The sequence below is a fragment of the Streptomyces sp. NPDC036815 genome (genome assembly GCF_055609205.1).
Genome location: NZ_JBVJPW010000011.1, coordinates 203320 through 225045, shown reverse-complemented (window position 1 = coordinate 225045; position 21726 = coordinate 203320). Strand labels below are relative to the sequence as shown.

The window sequence follows — 21726 nt, the reverse complement described above, 5'->3', positions numbered from 1 at the left end:
GGAAGCCCCGCGCCCACCGCACTGGGCACACCACCACCAGCTGCCGCACCCGGGTGTGCACGGGCACAACCCCCTCGCCCCGGCGGGCCCCCGCGCCCCGTCCGGGGGCCGTCAAGGTCAGGAGGTGTGGGGGCAGTTGCCCCGGTACTCCTCGATGGTCGGGCTCGGCTTGGGCGGCGGGCAGAGGAACTGCTCGTAGCGGGTGTCGTCGTCGATGAACCGCTTCAGCCAGGAGATGCTGTACTTCGCGATCGTCGTGTTGGACGAGTTCGGGGTGAAGTGGGTGGCGTTGTTGAGCTCCAGGTACGCCTTGTCCAGCGAGGCCGGCAGCGAGCGGTAGAACGGCTCGGAGTGGGTGGCCACCGGGGCCACGGTGTCCCCGTCCGCGCCCACCACCAGGGTGGGGGTGCGCAGTTCGGGCCAGGTGGTATCCAGGTTCCAGCCGGTCAGCGGGATCGCCGCCTTCAGTGACGTGCTGCTCTTGGCCGCCTCCAGGGTGCCGCCGCCGCCCATCGAATGCCCCATCACGCCCAGCCGGGACGCGTCGATCCGGCCGCGCACCGCACTCGACTTCGTCAAGTAGTCCAGTGCGGCCAGGAGTTGACGCCCTCTGCTGTCGGGCTGGTCGAGGGTGGTGAGCGTGTCGATGGTGAAGACGACGAAGCCCTGGGAGGCCAGCCGCGGACCGAGCCAGGCGATGCTCGACTGGTAGGCGGTGAAACCCGGGGAGATGACGACCGCGCCGAACGTGCCGTCCGCCGTCGACGTCGGGTAGTAGACCGTGCCCCCGCCGAAACCGGACACGCCGAGCGGGGAGATGCTGGTCTGCGAGACGGCGTAGGGGCCGCGCGGCGCCTCGATGCCGGCCACCGTCGGCGCGGGACCGCGCTCGTAGGGGTTGTCCGCCGCGGCCCGGGCGCCGGGCGCCAGACCGGGCCCCAGAAGACCGGCGGCGGCCACCGCGGCGGCCAGACAGGCCCGCACCACCGGGCGGGAGAAGGCATGCACAGACACGGAGGGATCCTCTCGGTCAGGGCGCCCCCGCAACGCGGGCCGCAAGGCACACCCGGCGGGGGAGAGCGCCGCTTTCATCGTTGATCGGCGCTCCCACCGTGCCGCCGCCCGGGCCCCACCGGCATCGGCGAAATCACCGGCGCCACCAAAACACCGGATCCCACCGGACTCGCTTCTCCAGCGGGGCCCTTCACCCGCCCCGGCCCGCCACAGTGGGACAATCAGGGCATGTTGTCCACTGGTCAGGCGCTCGGTCAGGCGCTGCAGTCGAACGCCGCCCCCCTCTTCGAGACCAGCGTGGGCCAGAGCGGCCGCCAGTTCGCCGAACTCGGCCTGGCCCTGGTCCTGTCGCTGTTCATCGGCGTGGAACGCGAAGCACGCCAGAAGAGCGCCGGCATGCGCACCCACATGCTGGTCGGCGTGGGCAGCGCCCTGTTCATGGAAGTCTCCATCCACGGCTTCGCCGCCACCGCACACCTCCAAGGAGCCTCCCTCGACCCCTCCCGCGTGGCCGCCCAGATCGTCTCCGGCATCGGCTTCATCGGCGGCGGACTGATCTTCGTCAAACGCGACGCCGTACAGGGCCTCACCACCGCCGCGACCATCTGGCTCACCTGCGGCATCGGCATGGCCTGCGGCGGCGGCCTGCCCCTGCTGGCCGCCGCCGCGACGGCCGTGCACTTCCTCGTCGTACGGGGCCTGCCGCGCCTGACCGACCGCATCCCCCTCAAACCCCGGCCCCGGGCGCTGCAGCTCACCGTCACCTACGACACCGCGCGGGGCCTGCTGGGCCGCGTACTGGAACTGACCACCGGCGCGGGCTTCCGGGTCGACGCGGTACGGGTCACCCGCGAGGAGAGCCCCGGCCGGGCGGCGGCCCGCCTCAGGCTCCAGGGCACGGCGCAGGGCCACCGCCTGGTGGAGGAACTCACCCGGATCGAGGGCATCAGCGAAGTCGACCTGGGCGCACCGGCCGACACGACCGAATGACCGCCGCACACCCGCTGGTGCCCCTGTGCCCACCTGCTCCGACCGGGTGATCCCTGTGTCACCCGACGTTTCGCGGGCAGACGCGGAGCAGCCCCTTGCCCCAAACCCCGAGTGGGGCATGGGGCTGATCCGGTCCGCGCCGCGCCCCGGGCGCCGGGTGCGGAGCGCCGGCCGGCGGATGAAATCATCGGGGAATGCCTGACTTGATCATTGCCGCCTGTGACGGAGCGGCGAAGAAGAACCCCGGGCCCGCGGCCTGGGCCTGGGTGGTCGCCGACGCCGAGGGCCGCCCGCAGCGCTGGGAGGCCGGACCGCTGGGCCACTCCACGAACAACGTGGCCGAACTGACCGCCCTGGCCGAGCTGCTGGAGGCCACGGACCCGGCCGTGCCGCTCGAGGTGCGCATGGACAGCCAGTACGCCATGAACGCCGTCACCAAGTGGATCGCCTCCTGGAAGCGCAACGGCTGGCTGACCGCGGCGAAGAAGCCGGTCGCCAACAAGGACCTCGTCGTACGCATCGACGCCCTGCTCCAGCACCGCGCGGTGACGTTCCGGCACGTGGCCGCCCACCAGGTGGACGGCGACCACCTCAACGCGATCGCCGACGTCGCGGCCAGCGACGCGGCAACGAGCCAGGAGCCCGCGGGCACCGCACACGGCGCCCAGCAGATCCCCGCACCGCGCCCGGACCGCACCACCGCCCGCCCCGCCCCCAAGAAGGCCGCGGCCCGGGCCGGGAAGTCCTCCTCGGGCGCGGTCATCAAGGCCAAGTTCCCCGGCCGCTGCCACTGCCAGAAGCCCTACGCGGCCGGCGAAAAGATCACCAAGAACGCCCACGGCTGGGGTCACGTCGAATGCCGGGAGACCGCCGACGCCTGACGCGCACCCCACCGCCGTACGCCCCCCCCGGCCGGGGATACACGGGCTCTGAGAGCCTGTCTTTGAACCCCCACCTGCGCCCCGGCGCCCGGCACGCACGCTCGGCGCACGGAGTCCAAGGACAGGTGGCTCCGCCACATGACCTCGGACTCCGCACACCGATCGCACGCACCGACCGCCGCTGCGCCCGCGCTCCGCGCGGACGACGGGGGTTCAAAGACAGGCTCTCAGCGCGGCGTGGAGGCATCGGCGGTGAACGGCGCCCCGTGCCCGGGCACGATCAGGTCCGCGACGGCCAGCACCCGCAGCCGGGAGGCGCTCAGCACCGCGCGGTCGGGGGCCACCGGGTCCTCGGCCGGGCCCCGGGCGTGCCACCACAGGTCGCCGGCGAAGGCGACGACACCCCTGTCCGTCCCCGCGAGCAGTGTGATGTCCTCGGCGCTGTGGCCGGGGGTGCGGATCAGGCGCAGCGAGGGGGTGAGTTCATAGCCCTCCGCGTCGCGGTTGCGCCACTGGTCGCCGCGGTACTCGACCTTGTGGTCGTGCACGCGGGCCCGGGGAAAGAGGCCCACGTTCATGGTGTTGTCCGGGTGGTGGTGGCTGAGCACCACGTCGGTGACGTCCTCGGGGCCGAGCCCCAACTCCGCGAGCGGGCCCAGGATGTGCTCGCGGCTCGCCACCATGCCCGGATCGAAGATCACGTGCCGGCCGGCGTCGGTGACGTAGGAGACCGTGGCGGCCACTCCGGGGCCGGTGGAGCCGACGTAACCGGTGGTCAGGATTGTGTATGAGGCGCTGCGGCCGTGCGGTGCGTCTGTCATGACGGTGATCCTTCCGCCCCCGCGGGCCGCACACGAGTGGCACATCTGCCGCTGATCGCAGGATCACTGCCACCGGTGCGGGCCGCAGTGACACACTGCGGCGGTGCCCGCCTTCACGACCGTCGCCGCCTACGCCCCGCCCGCCGTCGGCCTGCTCGCCCTCGGCATCGTCACCGAGGTCTTCGCCCCGCACGGCCCGGCCGCGCCCGGCTTCGACGTCGCCCTGTGCGCCGAGCGGCCCGGACCGCTGCCGACCGACGTGGGCGCCCCGGTCGTCATCACCCACGGCCTGGACGAGCTGGCCCGCGCCGACCTGGTGATCGCCCTGCCCGGCGCCGACTTCCGCACCCCGCCCCCGCCCGCCGTCCTGCAGGCCCTGACGGCGGCACACGCACGCGGCGCACTGGTGGCCGCCCACTGCGTCGGCGCCTTCGCGCTCGCCGCCGCCGGGCTGCTGGAGGGCCGCCGGGCCACCACCCACTGGCGGTTCGCCGACCTGCTCGCCCGCCGCCACCCGCACATCACCGTCGAACCCGACGCCCTCTACATCGACGAAGGACGCGTCCTCACCGGCGCGGGCGCCGCCGCGGGCTTCGACCTGTGCCTGCACCTGCTGCGCCGCGAACACGGCGCGGCCATGGCCAACGCCGTGGCCCGCGACGTGGTGCTGCCCTCCCACCGCGACGGCGGCCAGGCGCAGTACCTGGCCGCCCCCGCCCCCGAGGACGGCGGCGACGAACGGCTGGCCGAGGTGCTGGCATGGGCCCGCGAAAACCTCCACGAGCCGCTGCCCGTCGCGGAACTGGCCCGCCGCGCGCTGATGAGCAAACGCTCCTTCGCCCGCCGCTTCACCGCCGCCACCGGCACCACCCCCCACGCCTGGCTGCGCGCCCTGCGCCTGAGCAGCGCCGAGGAACTCCTGGAGACCACGGACCTGCCCGTCGAGGAGATCGCCCGCCGCGTCGGCTACGGCGGCGCGGCCGTACTGCGCGAACAGTTCGTACGCCGCCGCGGCGTACCGCCGCGCTCCTACCGCCGCGCGTTCACCCGCACCCGGTGAGCGGGCAGGCCCCGCGCGTCACCCGAACTTCACCGCATGGGCGACCGTCAGCGTGGGATTGGGAGGCCACGTACCGCCCCGGGCGCCGACCGTGGCGATGAACCCCGCGGCGCGGCAGTCGTCGAACTTGTAGATGCTCGCCACGGTGTCCGTGCGATTGCTGATGTCCTTGGCCCCGCCACCGGACATGGTGCGGCACGCGTTGTCCGGATCCAGGAAGGTGATGTGCCCCATCCCGTCGGCCCTGGTGTACTCGAACTCACCCGTGGCCGCCTGGGCACTGGACGACAGGGCGCAGAACAGCAACAGCGCGGCGCCGGCCGTCAGTACGGTCCTCGGCTTCCTCGATTTCCTCGGCTTCTTTTCGGCTCCTGACCTGTTGAGCATGTGGCCGTCCTCCCACGATCGAAGAGGCCTCCAGAACAGCAGGAATTCCCCGGGGCATGTGCCCCGGGCCGCGCGATTCACCCCCAGGGGGACGGGCGCACGTACGCGTACCACGAGGCGAAGGCGCCGCCCGGCGCACGCACCAACTCCCCCTGGACGACGGAAGGTGCACACGAGGCCGGCCCGCCACGGGACGCACGGCTAACGATCCAGCCCGGCGAAGCGGGTCCGAAAGCCTCCGCCCGCGGGCCTTTGGGCCCCGCCACTGGGGCCCTTCGGCGAACGGACGGCGAGGGCCGGTGGCCGAGACTGGGCTCCTGACGCAACCTACGCGACCGTAGGTTGGGGGAGCGCGAGGAACGAGGCGGGGCATGCCGGCGACCACGACCACCAGGGAACTGCCCGCGGTCATCCAGGGCGGTATGGGGGTGGGCGTCTCCCACTGGAAACTGGCCCGCGCCGTCAGCCGCACCGGCCAACTCGGCGTCGTCTCGGGCACCGCACTGGACGCCCTGCTCACCCGCCGCCTCCAAAAGGGCGACCCGGGCGGCCACGTGCGCCGCGCCCTGGCCGCCTTCCCCGTACCGGAGTTGGCCACCGCGGTCCTGGAGCGCTACTACGTCGAAGGCGGCATCGCACCCGGCGCACGCTTCCGCGCCCAGCTCCTGCTGCGCGTCGAACGCGGCGAACAGGCCGAACTGCTCACCGTCCTCGGCAACTTCGTCGAAGTGTGGCTCGCCAAGGAGGGCCACGCCGCTCCGGTCGGGATCAACTACCTGGAAAAGATCCAACTCGGCCTCGCCCCGGGCATGTTCGGCGCCATCCTGGCCGGAGTGGACTACGTCCTGGTGGGCGCCGGCGTCCCCGGACACGTCCCCGAACTCGCCCGCCGGCTGACACGGCTGCAACCGGTCGGCGTACGCATCCGCCTCGACGACACCGAGGAGGACCACACCCACCCCTTCGACCCGGCCGCCTTCCTGGGCCGCACACCCCCCGGCGCGGCGGAAGGAGAAGAGAGCGCACTGCGGCGCCCGCACGTCCTCGCCATCGTCTCCCTGCCGCTGCTGGCCTCCTACCTGGCCCGCGACGAGGCCACCGCCCCCGACGGCTTCGTCATCGAGACCCCCGGCGCGGGCGGCCACAGCGCCCCGCCGCGCGGCACCCTGCGACTCGACTCGCACGGCGAGCCCGTCTACGGACCGCGCGACCACCCCGACCTGACGAAAATGGCGAGGCTCGGCCTCCCCTTCTGGCTCGCGGGCGGCGCCGCCCACCCCGCACGGCTCGCCGCGGCCCGCGCCCAGGGCGCAGCCGGCGTACAGGTCGGCAGCGCCTTCGCGCTCTGCGAGGAATCGGGCCTGGAAGACACCCTGCGCCAGGACTTGAGGACCCGCGCCCGCGCCGGTGACCTCACCGTGCGCAACGACCCGCTGGCCTCACCCACCGCCTTCCCCTTCAAAATCGCCGAGGTGCCAGGCACCCTGTCCGACCCCGCCGTACGCGCCACCCGCCGCCGCGTCTGCGACCTCGGCTACCTGCGCACCCCCTACCGCACCCCCACCGGCGCCATCGGCTACCGCTGCCCCGCCGAACCGGAAGCCGCCTACCGCCGCAAGGGCGGCGCACCTCCCGACACCGAAGGCCGCCTGTGCCTGTGCAACGGCCTGCTGGCCACCGCCGGGCTCGGCCAGCGCCACCCCCGCGCACACGACGAACCACCCGTGCTCACCCTGGGCCAGGACCTGGAATTCCTCACGGCCCTGAGCCCGGACGGCGGCCCCTACCGGGCACGCGAAGTCGTCGCATGGCTGACGGGCACGGCGACGACCGGGGTGCGGCGCCCGTGATCCCTCGGCATCAGGTGCCGGCGGGCCACCACGGCGAGCAGTACGTAGGAGAGCACCATCAGCGCGACGGTGACGATCCACGTACGCGACCCGGTCGGGTCGTAGACCCGCCCCGCGTTGCCCACATCCACGGCCGACGCCGTCTGCCCTTGCGTGAAGGAGCCCCGGCCGCTGCCGAACAGCTTGACGCCCTCGATCTCCACGGTGCCGTCGGCGGACCGGAACGTCCCCGACCACTCGCAGCTGCTGTGCCCGGCGTGCCCCACGCACACGAGCCGGGCCGCGGTGAAAGTGCCCCGCGGCCCGTTCGCGGTCGCGGCCCGGGCGGCGTTGCCGAGGTTCGGCACGGTCATCCAGAACAGCAGGACTCCGGCCAGCAGGAGCAGCAGGGACACGAACCCGGAGGGCTTCCTCCCGCCCGCGGCCACGTGGTCAGTCCGCCGGCGCGCAGGTGCACCGCGCGGCGGCGTTGTCCGGCCGGTTCGCGCGGGTGTGGAGGTACATCGCCACCACCATGGGGACCGTCACAATGGTGTTGTAGAAGAGGTGCAGCTCCACGCGGGGCGCGATCAGCTGGATCAGGCTCGTCGGCTTGGCCCTGCCCAGCAGGTGTGCGCCGACGAGGACCTGGACCAGGAGCAGCAGGTGCTCCAGGTGATGCCATACCTGGATGCCCAGGGACGCCTTCCACCAGGTGCCCGAGCGGCCGGTGAAGCCCGAACGCAGCAGGAACAGGCCCACCATCATCACCAGGGCGTAGCCGTAGTGCATCCATTCCGAGGTGACGAGCCACGGGAACGGCATGCCGAGCACGCCGCGCGCTTCCGGGATCGGCCAGCCCATGACGTAGATCTGATACGCCTGGACCACGTGCTCCGCCCAGTGCGCGACAACGATGAACAGGAAGAAACGCAGGGCGAGTTGATGGTGACGGCCGTTGATGGAGTCGATTCCGCCCCGCAGCGTAAGCGGTGTTACTCCCGTGCTGATGGCCATGCTCGAACCTCCACGGTCGGGGAGCCGGGGCTCATCACACCAGGCTCGCGCGCGCGTGGGCTTCTTCCGCAGTGCTCTTTTACGAGGACCGGCCGCGGGCGCCGGCGCCCCGGCCGGGCGGCCCGGCGCCGCGCTCGGGGCGTGCGCTGCGCGGGCCGCCCCGGCCCCGCCGGGCAGACGCTCCTGCTCAGCGGCTTGATCGCGGGAGAACCGATGCTCCTGTCCGCGCCCCGGACCGGCGCTCCGCCCCCGGCGCGCAGGCCGGTGACGCGGCGCGGGGCGGGGTTGCCGGCCGGCGATCCCGTTGTCTAGCGTCTTTTGCATCAGGGGCCCCGGCCGCCCCACGGCGCGCCGCTCGCACCGGCCGCCCGTCCCCTCCTCGGGGGAGAGCCGCGGCCCCCGTCGCACCGGATGACGCCCTCCCCGCCCCCCCGCGGCCCGACCGGCGGCCCACCGCCCCGGCACCGTCGCGCCGCCGGATGACCTCGCCAACGCATCGCGGCGGCTGGGACAGCCCACCGGCACCCGCCGGCAACCCACCCAGGAAGGGATGACGGATGAGCACCCGTCGCACGTGGAGCACGGCCGACATTCCGGACCGGACCGGCACCACCGCGGTGGTCACCGGCGCGAGCTCCGGCCTTGGACTGTGCACGGCGGAGGAACTCGCCCGGCGCGGTGCCCACGTGGTGCTGGCCGTACGCGACCCCGACCGCGGGGCTGCCGCGGCGGACCGCATCCGGGCCCGGGTGCCCGCGGCCGCCTTGACGGTCCGGCAGCTGGACCTCGCCAGCCTCGCCTCGGTGCGGGAGGGGGCGAAGGACCTGCGCGCGCGGTTCGCCCGCATCGACCTGCTGATCAACAACGCCGGTGTGATGTGGAACGAGCGGACCCGCACCCCCGACGGACACGAACTGCACTTCGCCACGAACCACCTGGGCCACTTCGCGCTCACCGGCCTGCTCCTGGACGCCTTGCGGGCCGCGCCCGGCGCCCGCGTGGTGACGATCAGCAGCTACCTCCACAGGCTGGGGCGCATCGACTTCGGCGACCTGAACGGCGAACGCGGCTACAGCCGGTACCGGGCCTACAACCAGTCCAAGCTGGCCAACCTCATGTTCGCCCTCGAACTCCACCACCGGCTCGCGGAGTCGGGCTCGGGCCTGGTCTCGCTCGCCGCCCACCCCGGACTGGCCGCGACCGGCCTGGCCCGCGACTTCCCGGCCGCCGTGCGCAGGTTCGGCTCCGTGGGCGCGCCGCTGTTCCTCCAGCCCGCCCACCGCGGGATGCTGCCCGGCCTGCGGGCGGCCACCGACCCCGGGGCGCGGGGCGGTGAGTACTACGGGCCGCTCGGCGTGACCGAGACCCGGGGCGCCCCCGGACGCGTCCGCCCCGGCAGGGCCGCCCGCGACCGGCAGGTCCGCCAGCGCCTGTGGGAGGAGTCCGAACGTCTCACCGGCGTCCGCTACTCCTTCTGACCCCGCGACCCGGCCCGGCGGGGCACGCGGATCCGGCCGCCGATCCGCACCGCCGCGGACAGGGCGGCGTAGGACGTGAGCTCGATCAGTTCGCGGTCGGTGGGAAAGCGGCTCCGGAAGGCCGCGACGTCCTCCGGGAGGGCCTGGTACGGCGCGAAGGCGGTCAGCAGGGCGAGCCGGGCGGCCGGCACGTCCGGGGCCGCCAGCGCCGACACGGCCTCCTCCAGCCACCCCCGGCCCGGCCCCGGAGCGGCTCCGTCCCACCGCTCCAGGCGCGCGCGCAACTGCTCCCGCACCGGTTCCGGCACCCAGCGCGCCCCCTGGTCCACGGCGGCGAAGGCCCGCCCGAACGCCTCGGCCACCACAGGACGGCCCAGGGCCCACTCCAGTCCGGGGGGCGGGGGCGCCGGGGGCAGCAGGCCGAGCGAGTCGCCCGGCGCCAGCGGCCCCGGCGCGACGGGCCGCATGGCCAGGGCGGTGGTGCGCATGATGGGCCCCCGCAGCGGCGCCGGCGTCCGGGCGGGCATGGGGGAGTCGGCCAGGAAGAGGCTCACCATGCGGTTGACGTAGTGGAACGTCACCACGACGCCGCAGAGTTCGGGCGCCTGCGCGTCGGTGAACGGCAGCGGGGCCGTGCTCGCGGCCTCTTCCGGGCCGTGCCGTCCGGCCGCCCCGGCCCACCGGGCGATGGGGGAGGCCGCCCTGTCCGGCGCCAGCGTCCCCAGGATCGCCTGGTGCACCCCGACGCAGTACGGGCAGTCATTGGCGCGGGAGACCTCGGTGGCGACCGTCTCCTTCACCGCGCGGCTCACCAGGCCGTCGGCGAGCAGGGTCTCACGCAGCATCAGCCAGGTCGCCGCCAGCGAGGCGGCAGCCGGCGAGTGGAGGGCCACGGGCGGGGCGAGCACCCCGAAGTCCCGCTCCGTGCGGCGGTACACCTGCCCCACCAGGCCCCGGGCGTGGCGCTGGGGGACCACCTCCACGTACCGCACCTGCCGCAGGGAGCCCCGCAGCACAGCCCGCACGAGCGGCCTCATCGCCACTCCTCCCTCTCCTGTTTCACGCGGCTTCCCTTCCTCAAGGGCCCCTGGGCCCCGTCAGGTTCTGTTGCGGCGCGGTCCCTCGCGGCGAGGGCGCCGGGAGCCAGCCCCAGCTGCTCCACCAGCAGGCGGATCAGCGCGGTGGCCGTCTCCTGAGCGGTGGCCGTGTGGTACGCGGCGGGCGAAGGCGCCGCCGTGCCGGGGGCCGGGCCGGGCGGCGGCGCCGGGGTAGGTGCTGTTGCGGCCGGTAGCCGGGGCACCTGGTCGCTCTCGCGGGGAGGCGGCCGCCGCACCGGGGCGGGCTCCCGGTGCGTCCGCACGCGCGGCGGACGGAGCCGGACGCGAAGGGGCCTTCTCCTGCGGCCCGTCGGGCTCTCCCGCTGCGCCATCAGCCCGCCGCGCTCACCGTCATCGGCAGTCCGCCGCGCATCCGCAGCGACAGCATCGGCTCGGCGACCGCCCGGTGCCCGGGGACGGTCCGCAGGTCGAGGTCCCGGGTGACCAGCGCGGTCACGAACACCGCTTCGAGCATGCCGAGGTTGCTGCCGATGCAGAAGCGCGGTCCCGCGCCGAAGGGGATGTAGGCGTACCGGGGGCGGCTGGCCACCGCCTGCGGATCGAAGCGCTCGGGATCGAAGCGCTCGGGGTCCTGCCACAGACGCGGATTGCGGTGCATGATGTACGGGCAGATCAGGACGTCGGCCTTGGCCGACACCGTGTATCCGCCGACCTCGTCCCGCTGCTGGGCTATCCGGGGCAGGACCCACACCGGCGGGTAGAGCCGGATGGCCTCCTGCACGACCATGGTCGTGTACGTCAGCCGGTGCAGGTCCTCGGCCTCCGGCAGACGCTCGCCCAGGACGTTCCTGGCCTCCTCGCGGACAGCGGCGCGGACCTCGGGATGGCGCTCCAGCAGGTACAGCGTCCAGCCGAGGGTGCTGGCCGTCGTCTCGTGCCCCGCCAGCAGCAAGGTGACCAGCTCCTCGCGGAGCTGTCTGCGGACCTGCCGGGGCCGCCGGTCGCGCCGCCGGGCGGCCTCGATGATCCGGGACAGCACGTCGTCGTCGCCGGGCTCGCCCGCGGCCATCCGCGCGCTGCGGTCGGCCACCAGCAGATCCGCCACCCGGTACAGCTCGCGGCGGGCCCGGCGGAAGCGGGCCTGCGCGGGCAGCGGGAGCCAGGGGGAGGCCACGCCCTGGGAGACCATCTCCAGCATCGCCTGGTCCTGCACCTCCTCGAAGGCGGGCGCCAGGGTGTCCTGGGAGGTGAGGTCGGAGTCGAGCAGGGTGCGGCCGAGCACCCCGAGGGTGAGTCCGGTGACCTCCTGAAGGACGTCGACCGGGCCGCGGCCCTCCTGGGCGCGCAGGAGAGCGACCAGTCTGGCGCCCTCCTGCGCGACGGCGTGCGCCTGCCGGTTGATGCGCCCGGGCTTGAACGCGGGCTGCGCCGTCTGGCGCTGGGCCCGCCACACCTCGCCGTCACTGGTCAGCAGGCCGTCGCCCAGGACCCGGCGGGACTGCACCAGGCCGATGCCCTTGTGGTAGTTGGCGCTGTTGTCGGCGAGGACGTGTTTGGCGTAGTCGGGCCGGTTGAAGATGTAGAGCTTCCTGGGCCCCATGGAGACCCGCACGGCGTCGCCCAGGGCGGCCGCGTCCTTCATCATCCCCAGGCGGTTCACCACGAGCTTCCTCAGCAGCCCCGGCATGGCACTGACCGGCGGGCCCGGCGGGTCGATCCTCATGCCGCCTCGCCCTCACCGTGCTCGGGGGCGAAGCGCCGGAAGCGGCCGCCGGAGAACAGCAGGGCCTCGCGGAAGGGCCAGCGCACCGCGGAGAACACCTCGCCGAGGAAGATCGTGTGGTCACCGCCGTCGTACAACTGCTTCTTCTCGCACTCCAGATGCGCCACCGCACCGGTGATCAGCGGTGCGCCGGACTTGGGTCCGGGCTGCCAGCCGACGGCGTCGAACTGGCCGGCTCCCACGGGACGCGAATGGTCGGCGAAGTGGCGTGCCACGGCCTCCTGGCCGGCGTCGAGCACCGAGACCGAGAACGCCCGCGCACCGTCCAGGCTGCCGTGCATCAGCGCGTCCTTGCCGACGCAGACCAGCACCAGGGGCGGAGAGAGCGAGACGGAGGTGAAGGAGTTGGCCGTCATGCCCCGCGGGGAGTCCCCGCCGACGGCGACCACGGTGACCCCGGTGGGGAAGGTGCCGAAGGCGCCCCGCAGTTGTCTGCGGTCCTCCAGGTCGACGAACTCCATGGACGAAACAGTGGTCGGGCTCATGTCTGCCTCCCTGTCAGCGGCCGGGAGCCGGCCCGTGCGGCGGCCCGTCCGGCCGGTCATGACCGGCTCCCGGCGGCGGTGGCGGCGCCGTCCGGGGCGTCGGCGAGGAAGGCGAACACGGCCGGTTCCAGGGCGTCGCGCAGCGCCGTGACGAAGGTGGCGATCCGCAGTCCGCCCGCGGTGAGGACCACCCAGTTGTCCTTGTTCGGCGGGGCCAGCGTCAGCGGCGCCCCGGCCATCAGCCCGGCCTTCCTGAGACACTCGACGGCGCCCCACACCCGCGTCGCCGCGGTGTCGGGGGCCTCGCCCGTCTCCTTGGCCACCACAGCGGCCAGTTCGGCGTGCTCACCGAGCAGCCCCGCCCATTCGGCGGTGCCGCGCACGCAGACCGCCTCGATGTCGCAGGCCACGGTCCGATCGGCGGCGACCCCGAGGGTCACGCCCAGGCCGTGGGCGGCCGAGATCCGGCGGCCGTCGGCGAGTTCGGGGCGCCCGTCGGGCCGGTAGCGCACCTCGGCGTCCTCGCCCAGCGCTCGCCGAACGGCCCGTGCGGTGGCCGCGCGCCGCTCGTTCCTGGACTCCCCGGCGCCGGGCAGGTCCGGTTCGACGGCGATGTCGAGATGGGTGCCGAGCACCTCCTCCACCGTCCGCTCCAGGTAGGAGCCGAGCAGCGGGGCGACCCACGGCCCCGAGCCGTCCGTCTTGCGGACGGCATGCAGGGTGAGCCCCTCCCACCGTTCGACGACCGTGCCGTCGGCGGTGCGTACCGCGATGTCGTACACGTACGTGTCGCCGTCCCGGTGGCGCTCGGTGGCGCAGTAGCGCACCTCCCGCGGCAGCTCGTCACCGGCGGCCATCGGGTACAGCCGCTCGATGCCGGAGGGCAGCAGGGTCGCGTCGGGGACGCACACCTGGTTGCCGTGCATCAGCGCGTCCCGCATCCCCGGATCGGCCAGCAGCAGGGTGTCCGGCAGGAAATCGGCGAACCAGCCGGACGGCGCGCCGAGCGCCACGTCGGCGTCGACGTGCCGGGCGGCCGCCCGGTGGAAGCGGCGCAGCCGCTGGAAGCGCTCGCCCTGGAAGAGGACACCGCCGTACAGGTCGGCCGCCGGGTCCAGCGGGGCGGCCGGGACGCCGGGTCCGGCCTGGGCCGGGGGGCCGTCCGGGATCGCGGCGCCGGAGTAGACCAGCCGGGCCCGGAAGTGTTCGGCGACGAAGCCGGTGTCCTCCGCGTGGATGGCCACCTCCACGGTGTCGGTGTCGGTGACGGTGGCCGCGATCCGGATGCGGGTGCTCCCCGCGGGCGGCACCGCGATGGGCCGCAGGAACCGCGCCCTCTCGATGACCGGTACGTCGCCGCGTCCGGTGACCGCGGAGGCCACCTGGACCATGGCCTCCATGCCGATCACCGCGGGCATCAGCATGCTGTCGTCCAGGAGGTGGTCGGCGAGGTAGAGGTCGGTGCCGCTGTTCAGTTCGGCCTCGGTGACGAGTTCGACGCCGTGGTAGCGCACCAGCGGGGTCCCGGTGAACCGCAGCAGCGGCATCGGCGGGAGGTCGCGGCGTACCGTCGCGATCCCTTCGGTCCGTCCGCTGATCACCGTCACCACGGGGGCGTCCGGGTCCGAGATCAGCCGCAGCAGGATCTCGACGCCCTGGTCGGGCGAGACCGGGACGATGCCCTCGCGGGAGAGGGACTCCACGACGGAGAGCTTCTCGCCCATGCCGACGCCGGACCACACCGACCACTCCATGCACAGGGCACGGCAGTTCGGACGGTCGCGGGCGACCTGTTCGGTGAGGTCGGCCAGCCATTCGTTGGCGGTGGCGTAGTGCGCCTCGCCGCGCAGTCCGGACCGGCCGATGATGCTGCCGAAGGTGACCAGGAGTTTCAGGTTCTCCTCGCCGACGGCGTCCAGGACGGTGCGCAGCCCGTCGACCTTGGGGGCGAACGTGGTGTGGAAGGTGTCGATGCCGAGGCCGGTGAGGGAGGCGGGCTCGTTGTGGCCCGCCCCGTGGAGCACGGCGGTGACGGGGCCGAGCGCGGCGGTGAGTTCGGCGACGGCCGCGGTGACGCGTGCGGGGTCGGTGACGTCGGCGGCGGCGTATCGCACCGTGGCCCCGCTGTCCTGCATCCGCCGCAGGTTCGTGGCGAGGTCCTCGTCCAGGGCGGGGTCCGACCGGCCGATGACAGCCAGCCTGACGCCGGTCTGCCGGGCCACGGCCAGGGCGCACTCGGCGGTGATGCCCTTGCCGCCGCCGGTGACGAGCAGCACGTCGGAGTCCTCCAGGAGCTGGTCGCTACGCCCGGCACGGACCGGCAGGGCGCGCAGGACCGGGACGCGGCGGGTGCCGTCCGCGGCGAGATGGACCTCGCTGAAGCGGGCGGTCGCCGCGACCTCGGCGGCCACCCGCTCGGCGGCGCCCTCGGCCACCGGGGTGTGGACGACGGTGGTCCGCAGGTGGGGCGCCTCCAGGTGCAGGGTCTTGGCCAGTCCGGCCGCGCCCCGGCCGTGCTGCACCAGGACGAAGCGGCGCTCGCGGTCGCCCGCGAGGGCGGCCTTGGCGCCGTTCAACGCGAGTTCGATCTCCTCCCGGGTGCAGGCGGGCGGCAGGCAGACCAGGACCCCCGAGCCCACCGCGGCGTTCTCCAGGGCGCTTCGCACCTCCTGAGCGAAGGCGTGGCCCGGGGCGGTGAACAGCTCCCAGGAGCCGGGCTCCCCGCCCGGTACGGGTGCGGGCAGTGCGACCTCGTCGAGGTCGACGGCGAAGGGGCGGGCCCACGCGGCGGCGCCGGCCACCACGGGTGCGGCGCCCGTGGCGCCGTCCCCCGTCTCGGCGAGGGTGGTGAGCGCCTCGGCCAGTTCGGTCATCGTCGCGGTGGCGAAGTTGGTCGGGACGTGGGCGGCGGTGAGGCCGAGCTGGACGGCGGCCTGATTGACGATCTGGCCGACCGTGATCGAGCTCATGTGCAGGTCGTCCAGGAGACTGCTGTTCTCGTCCACCAACTCGGGCGGCAGTTCCGCCCGTTCGGCGACCAGGGCGCGCAGCACGCTGAGCGCCGACTGTTCCGCCGGGCCCTCGGCCGGTGCGCCGACGCCGTCACCGGCGCCGTCACCGGCGTGGCCGGTGCGGGGGGCGCGCGTGGCGGGCAGGTCGACATCGGGCGCCTGCTCGCAGGGGTTGGCCAGGAAGCGGAACTCGGCGCCGATCTCCAGCGGCCGGGTCAGCCGGTCGTTGAAGAGCCGCTCGTGCAGGAGCGGGGCGCCCAGCACGTAGGCGGCGCCGACGACCTGGAGCAGTGCGCGCAGCGACTCGTCGTCGGTGTTGAGGGCGAGGGCCGGTACGTCGGCGGTGGCCGCCGCCATGCCGGTGAGCACCCTGCCGGGGCCGACCTCGACGAACAGGTCGACATGGGGGGCGGCCGAGCGGACCGCGTGGGTGAACAGCACCGGGTCGGTGATCTGCCGCCGCAGCAGCTTGGACAGGTCGGTGTCGCTCTCCAGTTCGACGCCGGTGACGGTGGAGACGACCCGGCGGCTCACCTCGTCCATGCGCACTCCGGCGAGCCAGTCGCCGAAGGCGTCGGCGGCCGGAGCGACCAGAGGCGAGTGGAAGGCGTGCGAGACCGCGAGATCGGTGCAGGTGACCCCGGCCCGTCCGGCCCGTGCGGCGACAGCGGCGAGGGCGTCGGCACTTCCGGCGACGACGGTCTGGCGGGGGCCGTTGTAACCGGAGATGACGACGGGCAGCTCTTCGATGAGCTCCCTGGCCTGCTCGGGGGTGGCGGCCAGCGAGACCATGGTGCCCGAGGCGCTGTGCTCGGCCATCGCCGCTCCGCGGGCCCGGGCCGCCGCCAGCAGGGTGGTGGAGTCCAGGGCGCCCGCCCAGTGCAGGGCGGAGAGTTCGCCCAGGCTGTGGCCGACGGCGATGTCGGCCTCGATGCCGAGCGCTTCCAGGACGCGCAGTCCGGCGGTCGAGCCGGTGACGATGCGGGGCTGCGCCACGTCGGTGGCGACCAGGTCGCCACCGGCGGGCAGTTCGGCCCGCCGGTAGACGTCGGCGGCCTCGGCGAAGCGGCGGGCGAGCGCGCCGCCGCCGGTCGAGGTGCCCGAGCCCTGGCCGGGGAAGAGGAAGCCGATGCGGGCGCCGTCACCGGCCCGGCCCCGGGCGGCACGGCCGTCGGCGGAGAGCGTGATGCCCTCGCCCTCACCCTCGCCCTCGCCTTCGTCGGGCGCGTCGGCCAGCCGGCGCAGCCGCACTTCGGCGTCCTGCGGTGAGGTGACGACGACGGCCGCCCGGTGGGGCAGTTCACGCAGTTCGCGCTGGAGGGTGGCGGCCAGGTCGGCGAGTTGGGCGTAGGAGACCGTGCCGGCGAAGTCGGCGACCTGCAGCAGACGTTCCCTGAGCGCCTGCGGGGAGGCGGCGTCCAGGAGCAGCAGTTCGGCGTCCTGGAGCGAGCTGGCCAGGGTGGCGGCGCGGCGGCTGGTGGCCTGGCGCCTGGCGGGGGCGGCCTTGTCGAGTACGACATGGGTGTTGATCCCGCCGAACCCCATGGCGGTGATCCCCGCGCGCAGCGGGGCGTTCGCGGGCCAGGCCTCCGCCTTGCGCAGGACCCGCAGGTTGGCCGAGTCGGCGGTGAGCAGCTCGTGCGGGTCGACGCAGCCGATGGCCGGGGGCAGCATCGCGGCGTCCAGGGCCATCGTGGCCTTGATCAGTCCGGCGATTCCGGCGGCGGCCTTGGTGTGGCCGATCATGCCCTTGATGGAGCTGATGACGGCGCTGGGGGCGTCGGGACCGGCCTGCGCGCGGGCGCCCATGATCGCCTTGAGTTCGGTCGCGTCGCCGACGGCGGTGCCGGTGCCGTGGCCCTCGAAGAGCGGCACGGTCTCGATGCCGAAGCCGGCCCGTTCGTAGGCGCGGGCCAGGGCGAGCTGATAGCCGCTGACCTCGGGGCGGGTGATGCCGCCCTGCCCGTCGGAGGAGACGCCCCAGCCGGCGATCGAGGCGTAGATGCGGTGTCCGGCGGCCAGGGCGTCCTCCTCGCGCATCAGGACGACCATGCCGCAGCCCTCGCCGGGCCAAAAACCGTTGGAACCGCGGTCGTAGAGGCGCATCTCGGTCTTGGCGAGCGCTCCGGTCTTGGCGAAGCCGATGATCTCGAAGGGGTCGATGGACAGGTCGACGCCCCCGGCGACCGCCAGGTCGAGATCCCCGTACAGCAGCGAGGTGGCGGCGGTGGTGACCGACAGGAGCGAGGACGAGCAGGCGCCGTCGACGGTGTATCCGCCGCCGTTGAGGTCGAAGTGGTTGCAGATCCGCCCGGCGATGGTGTTGGACAGGCCGCCCGCGAGGGTGTCCTCGTCGATGGCGGGGAACGGCCTTTTGTAGGCGTCCTCCACGCCTTCGAGGAATTCCCCGAGGCGCTCATCGCCCCAGTCCTGCCCCTTGAGGGCGTCGGCGAGCACCCGGCGCACGTAGGGCCAGCGCAGCCGCATCGTGTTGGCGCGGGCGAACTCCCCGGTGAGGGTGTTGCCGACGACGACGCCGGTGCGCTCCTTGGGCAGCCCCTTTCCGGCCGGGAAGCCGGCGTCGGCCAGCGCCCGGGTGGCGGTGTCCAGTGCGAGCCAGTGCGTGAGGTCGGTGGAACGGTAGGTGCTGCCCGCGATGCGGTGGGCGACGCGGTCGAACTCCCACCCCTCCAGGACGGCGGCGTTGCGGGAGTAGAACTTGTCGGGGGCCGTGGGGTCGGGGTCGTAGTAGTCGTCCAGGCGCATCCGCACGTCGGGCAGCCGGCGAAAGGCACGCCGCCCGGCGACCGCGTTCTCCCACAGTTCGCGCGGGGTGGTGGCGTCGGGGTAACTGCACGACACGCCGACGATCGCGATTCGGGTCATCCTGGCACCGCCACCTTCTTCTCCTGCGCCGTCGCCGCCCGCAGGGACGCGCACTTGCCGTGGAAGCAGGTGCCGTCCTGGCAGGGGTCGCCGGTGCGCACCGCCGTGAACGTGGCCGCGGGTACGGGAGCGGCATCCGGGGCGGGGGAGGCCCCGGCCGCCGGTACGGCGGCGGCCTGCTGCGCGGGCTCTGCCGGGGTTGGGTGCGGCAGGGCCTGGGGTGGCCGCTCGCCCGCCGCCGCACGCTGCTCGGCCAGGAAGTGCAGGCCCCACAGGTAGCCGCCGCGGATCAGGCAGACCAGGGCGGTGGCGAAGAAGATGCCGTACGCGATGCCGAGCCCGGTCAGGACCCCGTACATCGCGGCGACGCCGGCGCCGAAGGCGATCTGCGAGGAGCGCTTGGAGGGGGAGGTGCCGGGGTCGGTGACCATGTAGTTCGTGAAGAGGACGAAGGCCACCCCGGTCATCATCCCCAGCGCCGCGGGGATGGAGGTCCCCATCACCAGCCCGCGGATGATCGCCTGGAGGGCGAACCCGACCAGCCAGGCGCCGATGAGCCACATACGGCCCGTCAGTTTCGCGTTCAGCATGGTGCCCAGGACCAGGATGATCGCCGGGAGGACCCAGTCGGCGGGGCCGTAGAGGTACTCGGTGAAGTGGTAGGGCGGGGCGATGCTGGCCCACGGGAAGAGCAGCAGGATCACCACGATGCCGAAGTTCGAGGGGTTCATGAAGTGCCGCATGCGGCCCTTGAGCGGGGCCCGCAGCACCCACTTGGTGCCGACCGCCACGATGACGCCGAACACCAGGACCCACACGCGGTCGTTGACGTAGGTGAGCATGTTCACCGCGAGAGCGGTGATGTGCGAGGGGAAGAGGAACTCCACCATCCCCTTCGGTCCGCCGCCCGCGAAGCGCGGGGTGCGCTTCTCGACCCTGGCGCTGACCGCCTCCAGGCCGATTTCCACCGTGTAGGCGGTGAGCAGCGCGATGAACGGCCACAGCCAGGGCTGTTCGAAGCCGAGGAAGGTGTACCCGGCGATGTTGAGGACCGAGATCGAGATCGCGAACCGGCGGAGTGCGGTGATGACCTTCACGTCGTGCCGGGGGGCGGCAGCCGTGCGCGCCTTGGTTTCGGGCACGGTCACTTCTCCTTCACGTCGGCGCCGAGTTCCAGCGAGTGCCGGCCGGGGGCCAGCCGGAGATCCTTGGCGTGCAGCTGTCCGGTGCGGTCCCGCCAGGTCAGGTGGGTGCGCAGCGGCCCCTTGCCCTGCCGGCCGAGGCCGATGTGCACGTCCTGGCTGCGCTTGCCGGAGTGGCCGCTGCCGCCGTCGACACGGCCCAGGCGGGTGCTGCCGTCGGCGAGGGTCACGGTGACCTGGGCGCCGACCACGGGCGAACCGGCCTTGTCGGTCAGGCGGAGGTTCAGGTAGTCGCCGAGGCCCGGGCTCACGTTGCGGTGGAAGACGGGGTCCTCCCACTGGCGTGCCACGACCATGTCGAGGCGGCCGTCGCCGTCGGCGTCGCCGGTGGCGATGCCCCGGCTGGGCACCGGTACGGCCAGGCCGAGCTGCTCGGACAGGTCGCTGTAGGCCTCGCCGTCCTTGTTCCGGACGAAGAAGCGCATGTGCTGGTCACCGGCGAGGTCGTCGCCCTCCTCCACACGCGGCCAGAAGCGGGGGTGCTTGACCAGCGAGTCGTTGGCGGTGGCGAGCTCCTGGAGCTGGGCCCAGCGGTTGCGCTTGCCCTTGACGAAGCCGACGGCCTGGGTGATCTCCTGGACCCCGTCGTTGTCGAAGTCGCCCATCTTCACGTCCCAGCCCCATCCGGACCAGGCGAGGCGCAGCGGTGCGCTCTTGTCCTTGAAGGGGGCGACGCCGTCGCGGAGGCGGGCTCGCACGTCCGCCTTGTCCCGGGCCGTTCCGATGAAGGCGAAGTTCGACTCCTGGATGCCGAAGGACGTGGTGATGTTGGAGACGAAGGCGTCGTACAGGCCGTCGTTGTCCAGGTCGCCGAAGTCGACGCCCATGCCCTTGAAGGAACTGCGGCCGATCTCCTTGGACTTCGGTGTGGTCGCGGTGTGCTCGGCCTTGACCTGGCGGAACTTGAACGTGCCGGGAGTCGACTCGTTGTAGAGCAGGGCCGAGGTCCCGAAGTCGTGCGCGAGGTACATCTCGGGGCGCTGGTCCCCGTCCAGGTCGGTGGCCGAGACCGCCAGCGTCCAGCCCTGGTCGATGCTCTTGGGCAGGACGTCCTCGACCTGCTCGAAGCCGGAGGGGGTCCAGCGGAAGAAGTGGCCGCCGCCGCCGTTCTGGGCGTGCGAGAGCGAGTCGTTCATCGTCACGCCGCCGTCCACGCTGTCGTCCAGGACGGGACTGTTGGGGAAGTAGTTCCCGATGTAGATGTCGTTGTGCCCGTCACCGTCGAAGTCGGCGACGGTCGCGGCGTTGGAATTCCACAGCGGCCCGCTGTAGTCCCTGCCGCCGTCGCCGGGAACGAGCTCGATGGGCTCGAAGCACTTCGGGTCCATGGTCGTGGTGTCCTTGCCCGGCTCCCTCTTCGCCTGGAAGATCACCGGGGTGCGGCCCCAGTAGTAGACGAGCAGGTCCATCGCGCCGTCCTCGTTGAAGTCACCGGGGACGCAGCCGATCGGGGCCATGGTGTCGCTCGTGGGCAGCGGCGCCATGTCGAGGGTGAACGGCGCGTACGAGGCGCTCTTGCGGCCGGGCACCGGCGCGGGGGTGACCACGGCCTGGTCGATCTGCGGGTCGGTGATGCACAGGTCGTTGGGCAGACTGTCGCCGTCGAGGTCGTTCATGGCGACGCCCGCGCCGACCGAGGAGATCCACGCCTCGATGTGCTTGTAGGCCTTGTTGACCTTGCGGACACTCTGCTTCGGATATCCGCCCGGCATGGCTATCGCCATCGGCTCGAAGGCGAACTTCTCCGCCAGCTCCGCTTTCTCGGCAGCACTCGACTCATCCGGCTTCACCGCGTAAAAGGTGCCGACCATGAGAATGAGTGCG

The 21726-nt window shown here is 73.2% G+C and carries 16 protein-coding genes; 5 read left to right on the top strand and 11 right to left on the bottom strand.

Translation table 11 applies throughout. The annotated features are described in order from the left end of the window. Positions 1 to 117 precede the first annotated feature (117 nt). Entirely contained in the window at positions 118 to 1014 is an 897-nt protein-coding gene (gene bdeA / locus ACZ69I_RS23440) for a bis(hydroxyethyl) terephthalate hydrolase (protein ID WP_470834357.1), read from the bottom strand. Positions 1015 to 1242: 228 nt separating this feature from the next. Here bdeA and ACZ69I_RS23435 point away from each other — a divergent pair, with 228 nt between their 5' ends. Together ACZ69I_RS23435 and ACZ69I_RS23430 are read left to right on the top strand one after the other, a co-directional pair. Beyond that, on the top strand, positions 1243 to 2004 hold the full coding sequence (locus ACZ69I_RS23435; protein ID WP_470834355.1) for an MgtC/SapB family protein: 762 nt from the start codon (positions 1243 to 1245) through the stop codon (positions 2002 to 2004). Between the two features lie 194 nt (positions 2005 to 2198). Further along, positions 2199 to 2885, top strand: coding sequence for a ribonuclease H family protein (locus ACZ69I_RS23430; protein ID WP_467677148.1), 687 nt, complete (start codon positions 2199 to 2201; stop codon positions 2883 to 2885). 227 nt (positions 2886 to 3112) lie between these two features. Here the strand turns inward: ACZ69I_RS23430 and ACZ69I_RS23425 are convergent, their stop codons facing one another. Next, the gene (locus ACZ69I_RS23425) at positions 3113 to 3706 is read right to left on the bottom strand and encodes an MBL fold metallo-hydrolase (RefSeq protein WP_470834354.1); all 594 of its coding nucleotides are present in this window, start codon (positions 3704 to 3706) and stop codon (positions 3113 to 3115) included. A 103-nt stretch (positions 3707 to 3809) separates the two neighbouring features. Here ACZ69I_RS23425 and ACZ69I_RS23420 point away from each other — a divergent pair, with 103 nt between their 5' ends. Next, entirely contained in the window at positions 3810 to 4766 is a 957-nt protein-coding gene (locus ACZ69I_RS23420; protein WP_470834353.1) for a GlxA family transcriptional regulator, read from the top strand. 18 nt (positions 4767 to 4784) lie between these two features. On the opposite strand, the gene ACZ69I_RS23415 is transcribed toward ACZ69I_RS23420, so the two are convergent. Then, the gene (locus ACZ69I_RS23415; RefSeq protein WP_470834351.1) at positions 4785 to 5153 is read right to left on the bottom strand and encodes a hypothetical protein; all 369 of its coding nucleotides are present in this window, start codon (positions 5151 to 5153) and stop codon (positions 4785 to 4787) included. Positions 5154 to 5524: 371 nt separating this feature from the next. Between ACZ69I_RS23415 and ACZ69I_RS23410 the strand changes: the two genes are divergently transcribed. Next, positions 5525 to 7003, top strand: coding sequence for a nitronate monooxygenase (locus ACZ69I_RS23410; protein ID WP_470834350.1), 1479 nt, complete (start codon positions 5525 to 5527; stop codon positions 7001 to 7003). On the opposite strand, the gene ACZ69I_RS23405 is transcribed toward ACZ69I_RS23410, so the two are convergent. Both ACZ69I_RS23405 and ACZ69I_RS23400 read right to left on the bottom strand, forming a co-directional pair. Continuing rightward, on the bottom strand, positions 6937 to 7398 hold the full coding sequence (locus ACZ69I_RS23405; RefSeq protein WP_470834348.1) for a hypothetical protein: 462 nt from the start codon (positions 7396 to 7398) through the stop codon (positions 6937 to 6939). The genes ACZ69I_RS23410 and ACZ69I_RS23405 overlap by 67 nt on opposite strands. 37 nt (positions 7399 to 7435) lie before the next feature. Continuing rightward, a complete protein-coding gene (locus ACZ69I_RS23400; RefSeq protein ID WP_470834347.1) occupies positions 7436 to 7999 on the bottom strand; it encodes a hypothetical protein in 564 nt (187 codons plus the stop codon). Positions 8000 to 8556: 557 nt separating this feature from the next. On the opposite strand from ACZ69I_RS23400, the gene ACZ69I_RS23395 reads away from it, so the two are divergent. After that, a complete protein-coding gene (locus tag ACZ69I_RS23395; RefSeq protein ID WP_470834346.1) occupies positions 8557 to 9477 on the top strand; it encodes an oxidoreductase in 921 nt (306 codons plus the stop codon). Here the strand turns inward: ACZ69I_RS23395 and ACZ69I_RS23390 are convergent. From ACZ69I_RS23390 to ACZ69I_RS23365, 6 genes are all read right to left on the bottom strand, one after another. Then, entirely contained in the window at positions 9465 to 10514 is a 1050-nt protein-coding gene (locus ACZ69I_RS23390) for a carboxymuconolactone decarboxylase family protein (protein WP_470834344.1), read from the bottom strand. The genes ACZ69I_RS23395 and ACZ69I_RS23390 overlap by 13 nt on opposite strands. Before the next feature lie 391 nt (positions 10515 to 10905). Next, positions 10906 to 12258, bottom strand: coding sequence for a cytochrome P450 (locus tag ACZ69I_RS23385; RefSeq protein ID WP_470834343.1), 1353 nt, complete (start codon positions 12256 to 12258; stop codon positions 10906 to 10908). Further along, positions 12255 to 12803, bottom strand: coding sequence for an NADH-dependent FAD reductase SgcE6 (gene sgcE6, locus ACZ69I_RS23380; protein ID WP_470834342.1), 549 nt, complete (start codon positions 12801 to 12803; stop codon positions 12255 to 12257). Before sgcE6 ends, ACZ69I_RS23385 begins: the two co-directional genes overlap by 4 nt. A 56-nt stretch (positions 12804 to 12859) precedes the next feature. Next, positions 12860 to 18700 carry a type I polyketide synthase gene (locus ACZ69I_RS23375; RefSeq protein ID WP_470834340.1) on the bottom strand — a complete coding sequence of 1947 codons (5841 nt, stop codon included), beginning with the start codon at positions 18698 to 18700 and terminating at the stop codon, positions 12860 to 12862. Beyond that, complete coding sequence (locus ACZ69I_RS23370) at positions 18697 to 19848, bottom strand: enediyne biosynthesis protein (protein WP_470834339.1); 1152 nt, start codon at positions 19846 to 19848, stop codon at positions 18697 to 18699. The genes ACZ69I_RS23375 and ACZ69I_RS23370 overlap by 4 nt, the downstream gene beginning before the upstream one ends. After that, positions 19845 to 21713, bottom strand: a complete 1869-nt coding sequence (locus ACZ69I_RS23365) for a CRTAC1 family protein (protein WP_470834338.1) — start codon at positions 21711 to 21713, stop codon at positions 19845 to 19847. The genes ACZ69I_RS23370 and ACZ69I_RS23365 overlap by 4 nt, the downstream gene beginning before the upstream one ends. Positions 21714 to 21726: the final 13 nt, after the last annotated feature.

Excerpts from the sequence above, each read along its gene's own strand:
- ACZ69I_RS23400 (WP_470834347.1), bottom strand. The coding sequence starts at position 7,999 with ATGGCCATCAGCACGGGAGTAACACCGCTTACGCTGCGGGGCGGAATC.
- sgcE6 (WP_470834342.1), bottom strand. The coding sequence starts at position 12,803 with ATGAGCCCGACCACTGTTTCGTCCATGGAGTTCGTCGACCTGGAGGAC.
- ACZ69I_RS23395 (WP_470834346.1), top strand. The coding sequence starts at position 8,557 with ATGAGCACCCGTCGCACGTGGAGCACGGCCGACATTCCGGACCGGACC.
- ACZ69I_RS23415 (WP_470834351.1), bottom strand. The coding sequence starts at position 5,153 with ATGCTCAACAGGTCAGGAGCCGAAAAGAAGCCGAGGAAATCGAGGAAG.
- ACZ69I_RS23365 (WP_470834338.1), bottom strand. The coding sequence starts at position 21,713 with ATGGTCGGCACCTTTTACGCGGTGAAGCCGGATGAGTCGAGTGCTGCC.
- ACZ69I_RS23375 (WP_470834340.1), bottom strand. The coding sequence starts at position 18,700 with ATGACCCGAATCGCGATCGTCGGCGTGTCGTGCAGTTACCCCGACGCC.
- ACZ69I_RS23430 (WP_467677148.1), top strand. The coding sequence starts at position 2,199 with ATGCCTGACTTGATCATTGCCGCCTGTGACGGAGCGGCGAAGAAGAAC.
- ACZ69I_RS23410 (WP_470834350.1), top strand. The coding sequence starts at position 5,525 with ATGCCGGCGACCACGACCACCAGGGAACTGCCCGCGGTCATCCAGGGC.
- ACZ69I_RS23385 (WP_470834343.1), bottom strand. The coding sequence starts at position 12,258 with ATGAGGATCGACCCGCCGGGCCCGCCGGTCAGTGCCATGCCGGGGCTG.
- ACZ69I_RS23435 (WP_470834355.1), top strand. The coding sequence starts at position 1,243 with ATGTTGTCCACTGGTCAGGCGCTCGGTCAGGCGCTGCAGTCGAACGCC.
- ACZ69I_RS23390 (WP_470834344.1), bottom strand. The coding sequence starts at position 10,514 with ATGAGGCCGCTCGTGCGGGCTGTGCTGCGGGGCTCCCTGCGGCAGGTG.
- ACZ69I_RS23425 (WP_470834354.1), bottom strand. The coding sequence starts at position 3,706 with ATGACAGACGCACCGCACGGCCGCAGCGCCTCATACACAATCCTGACC.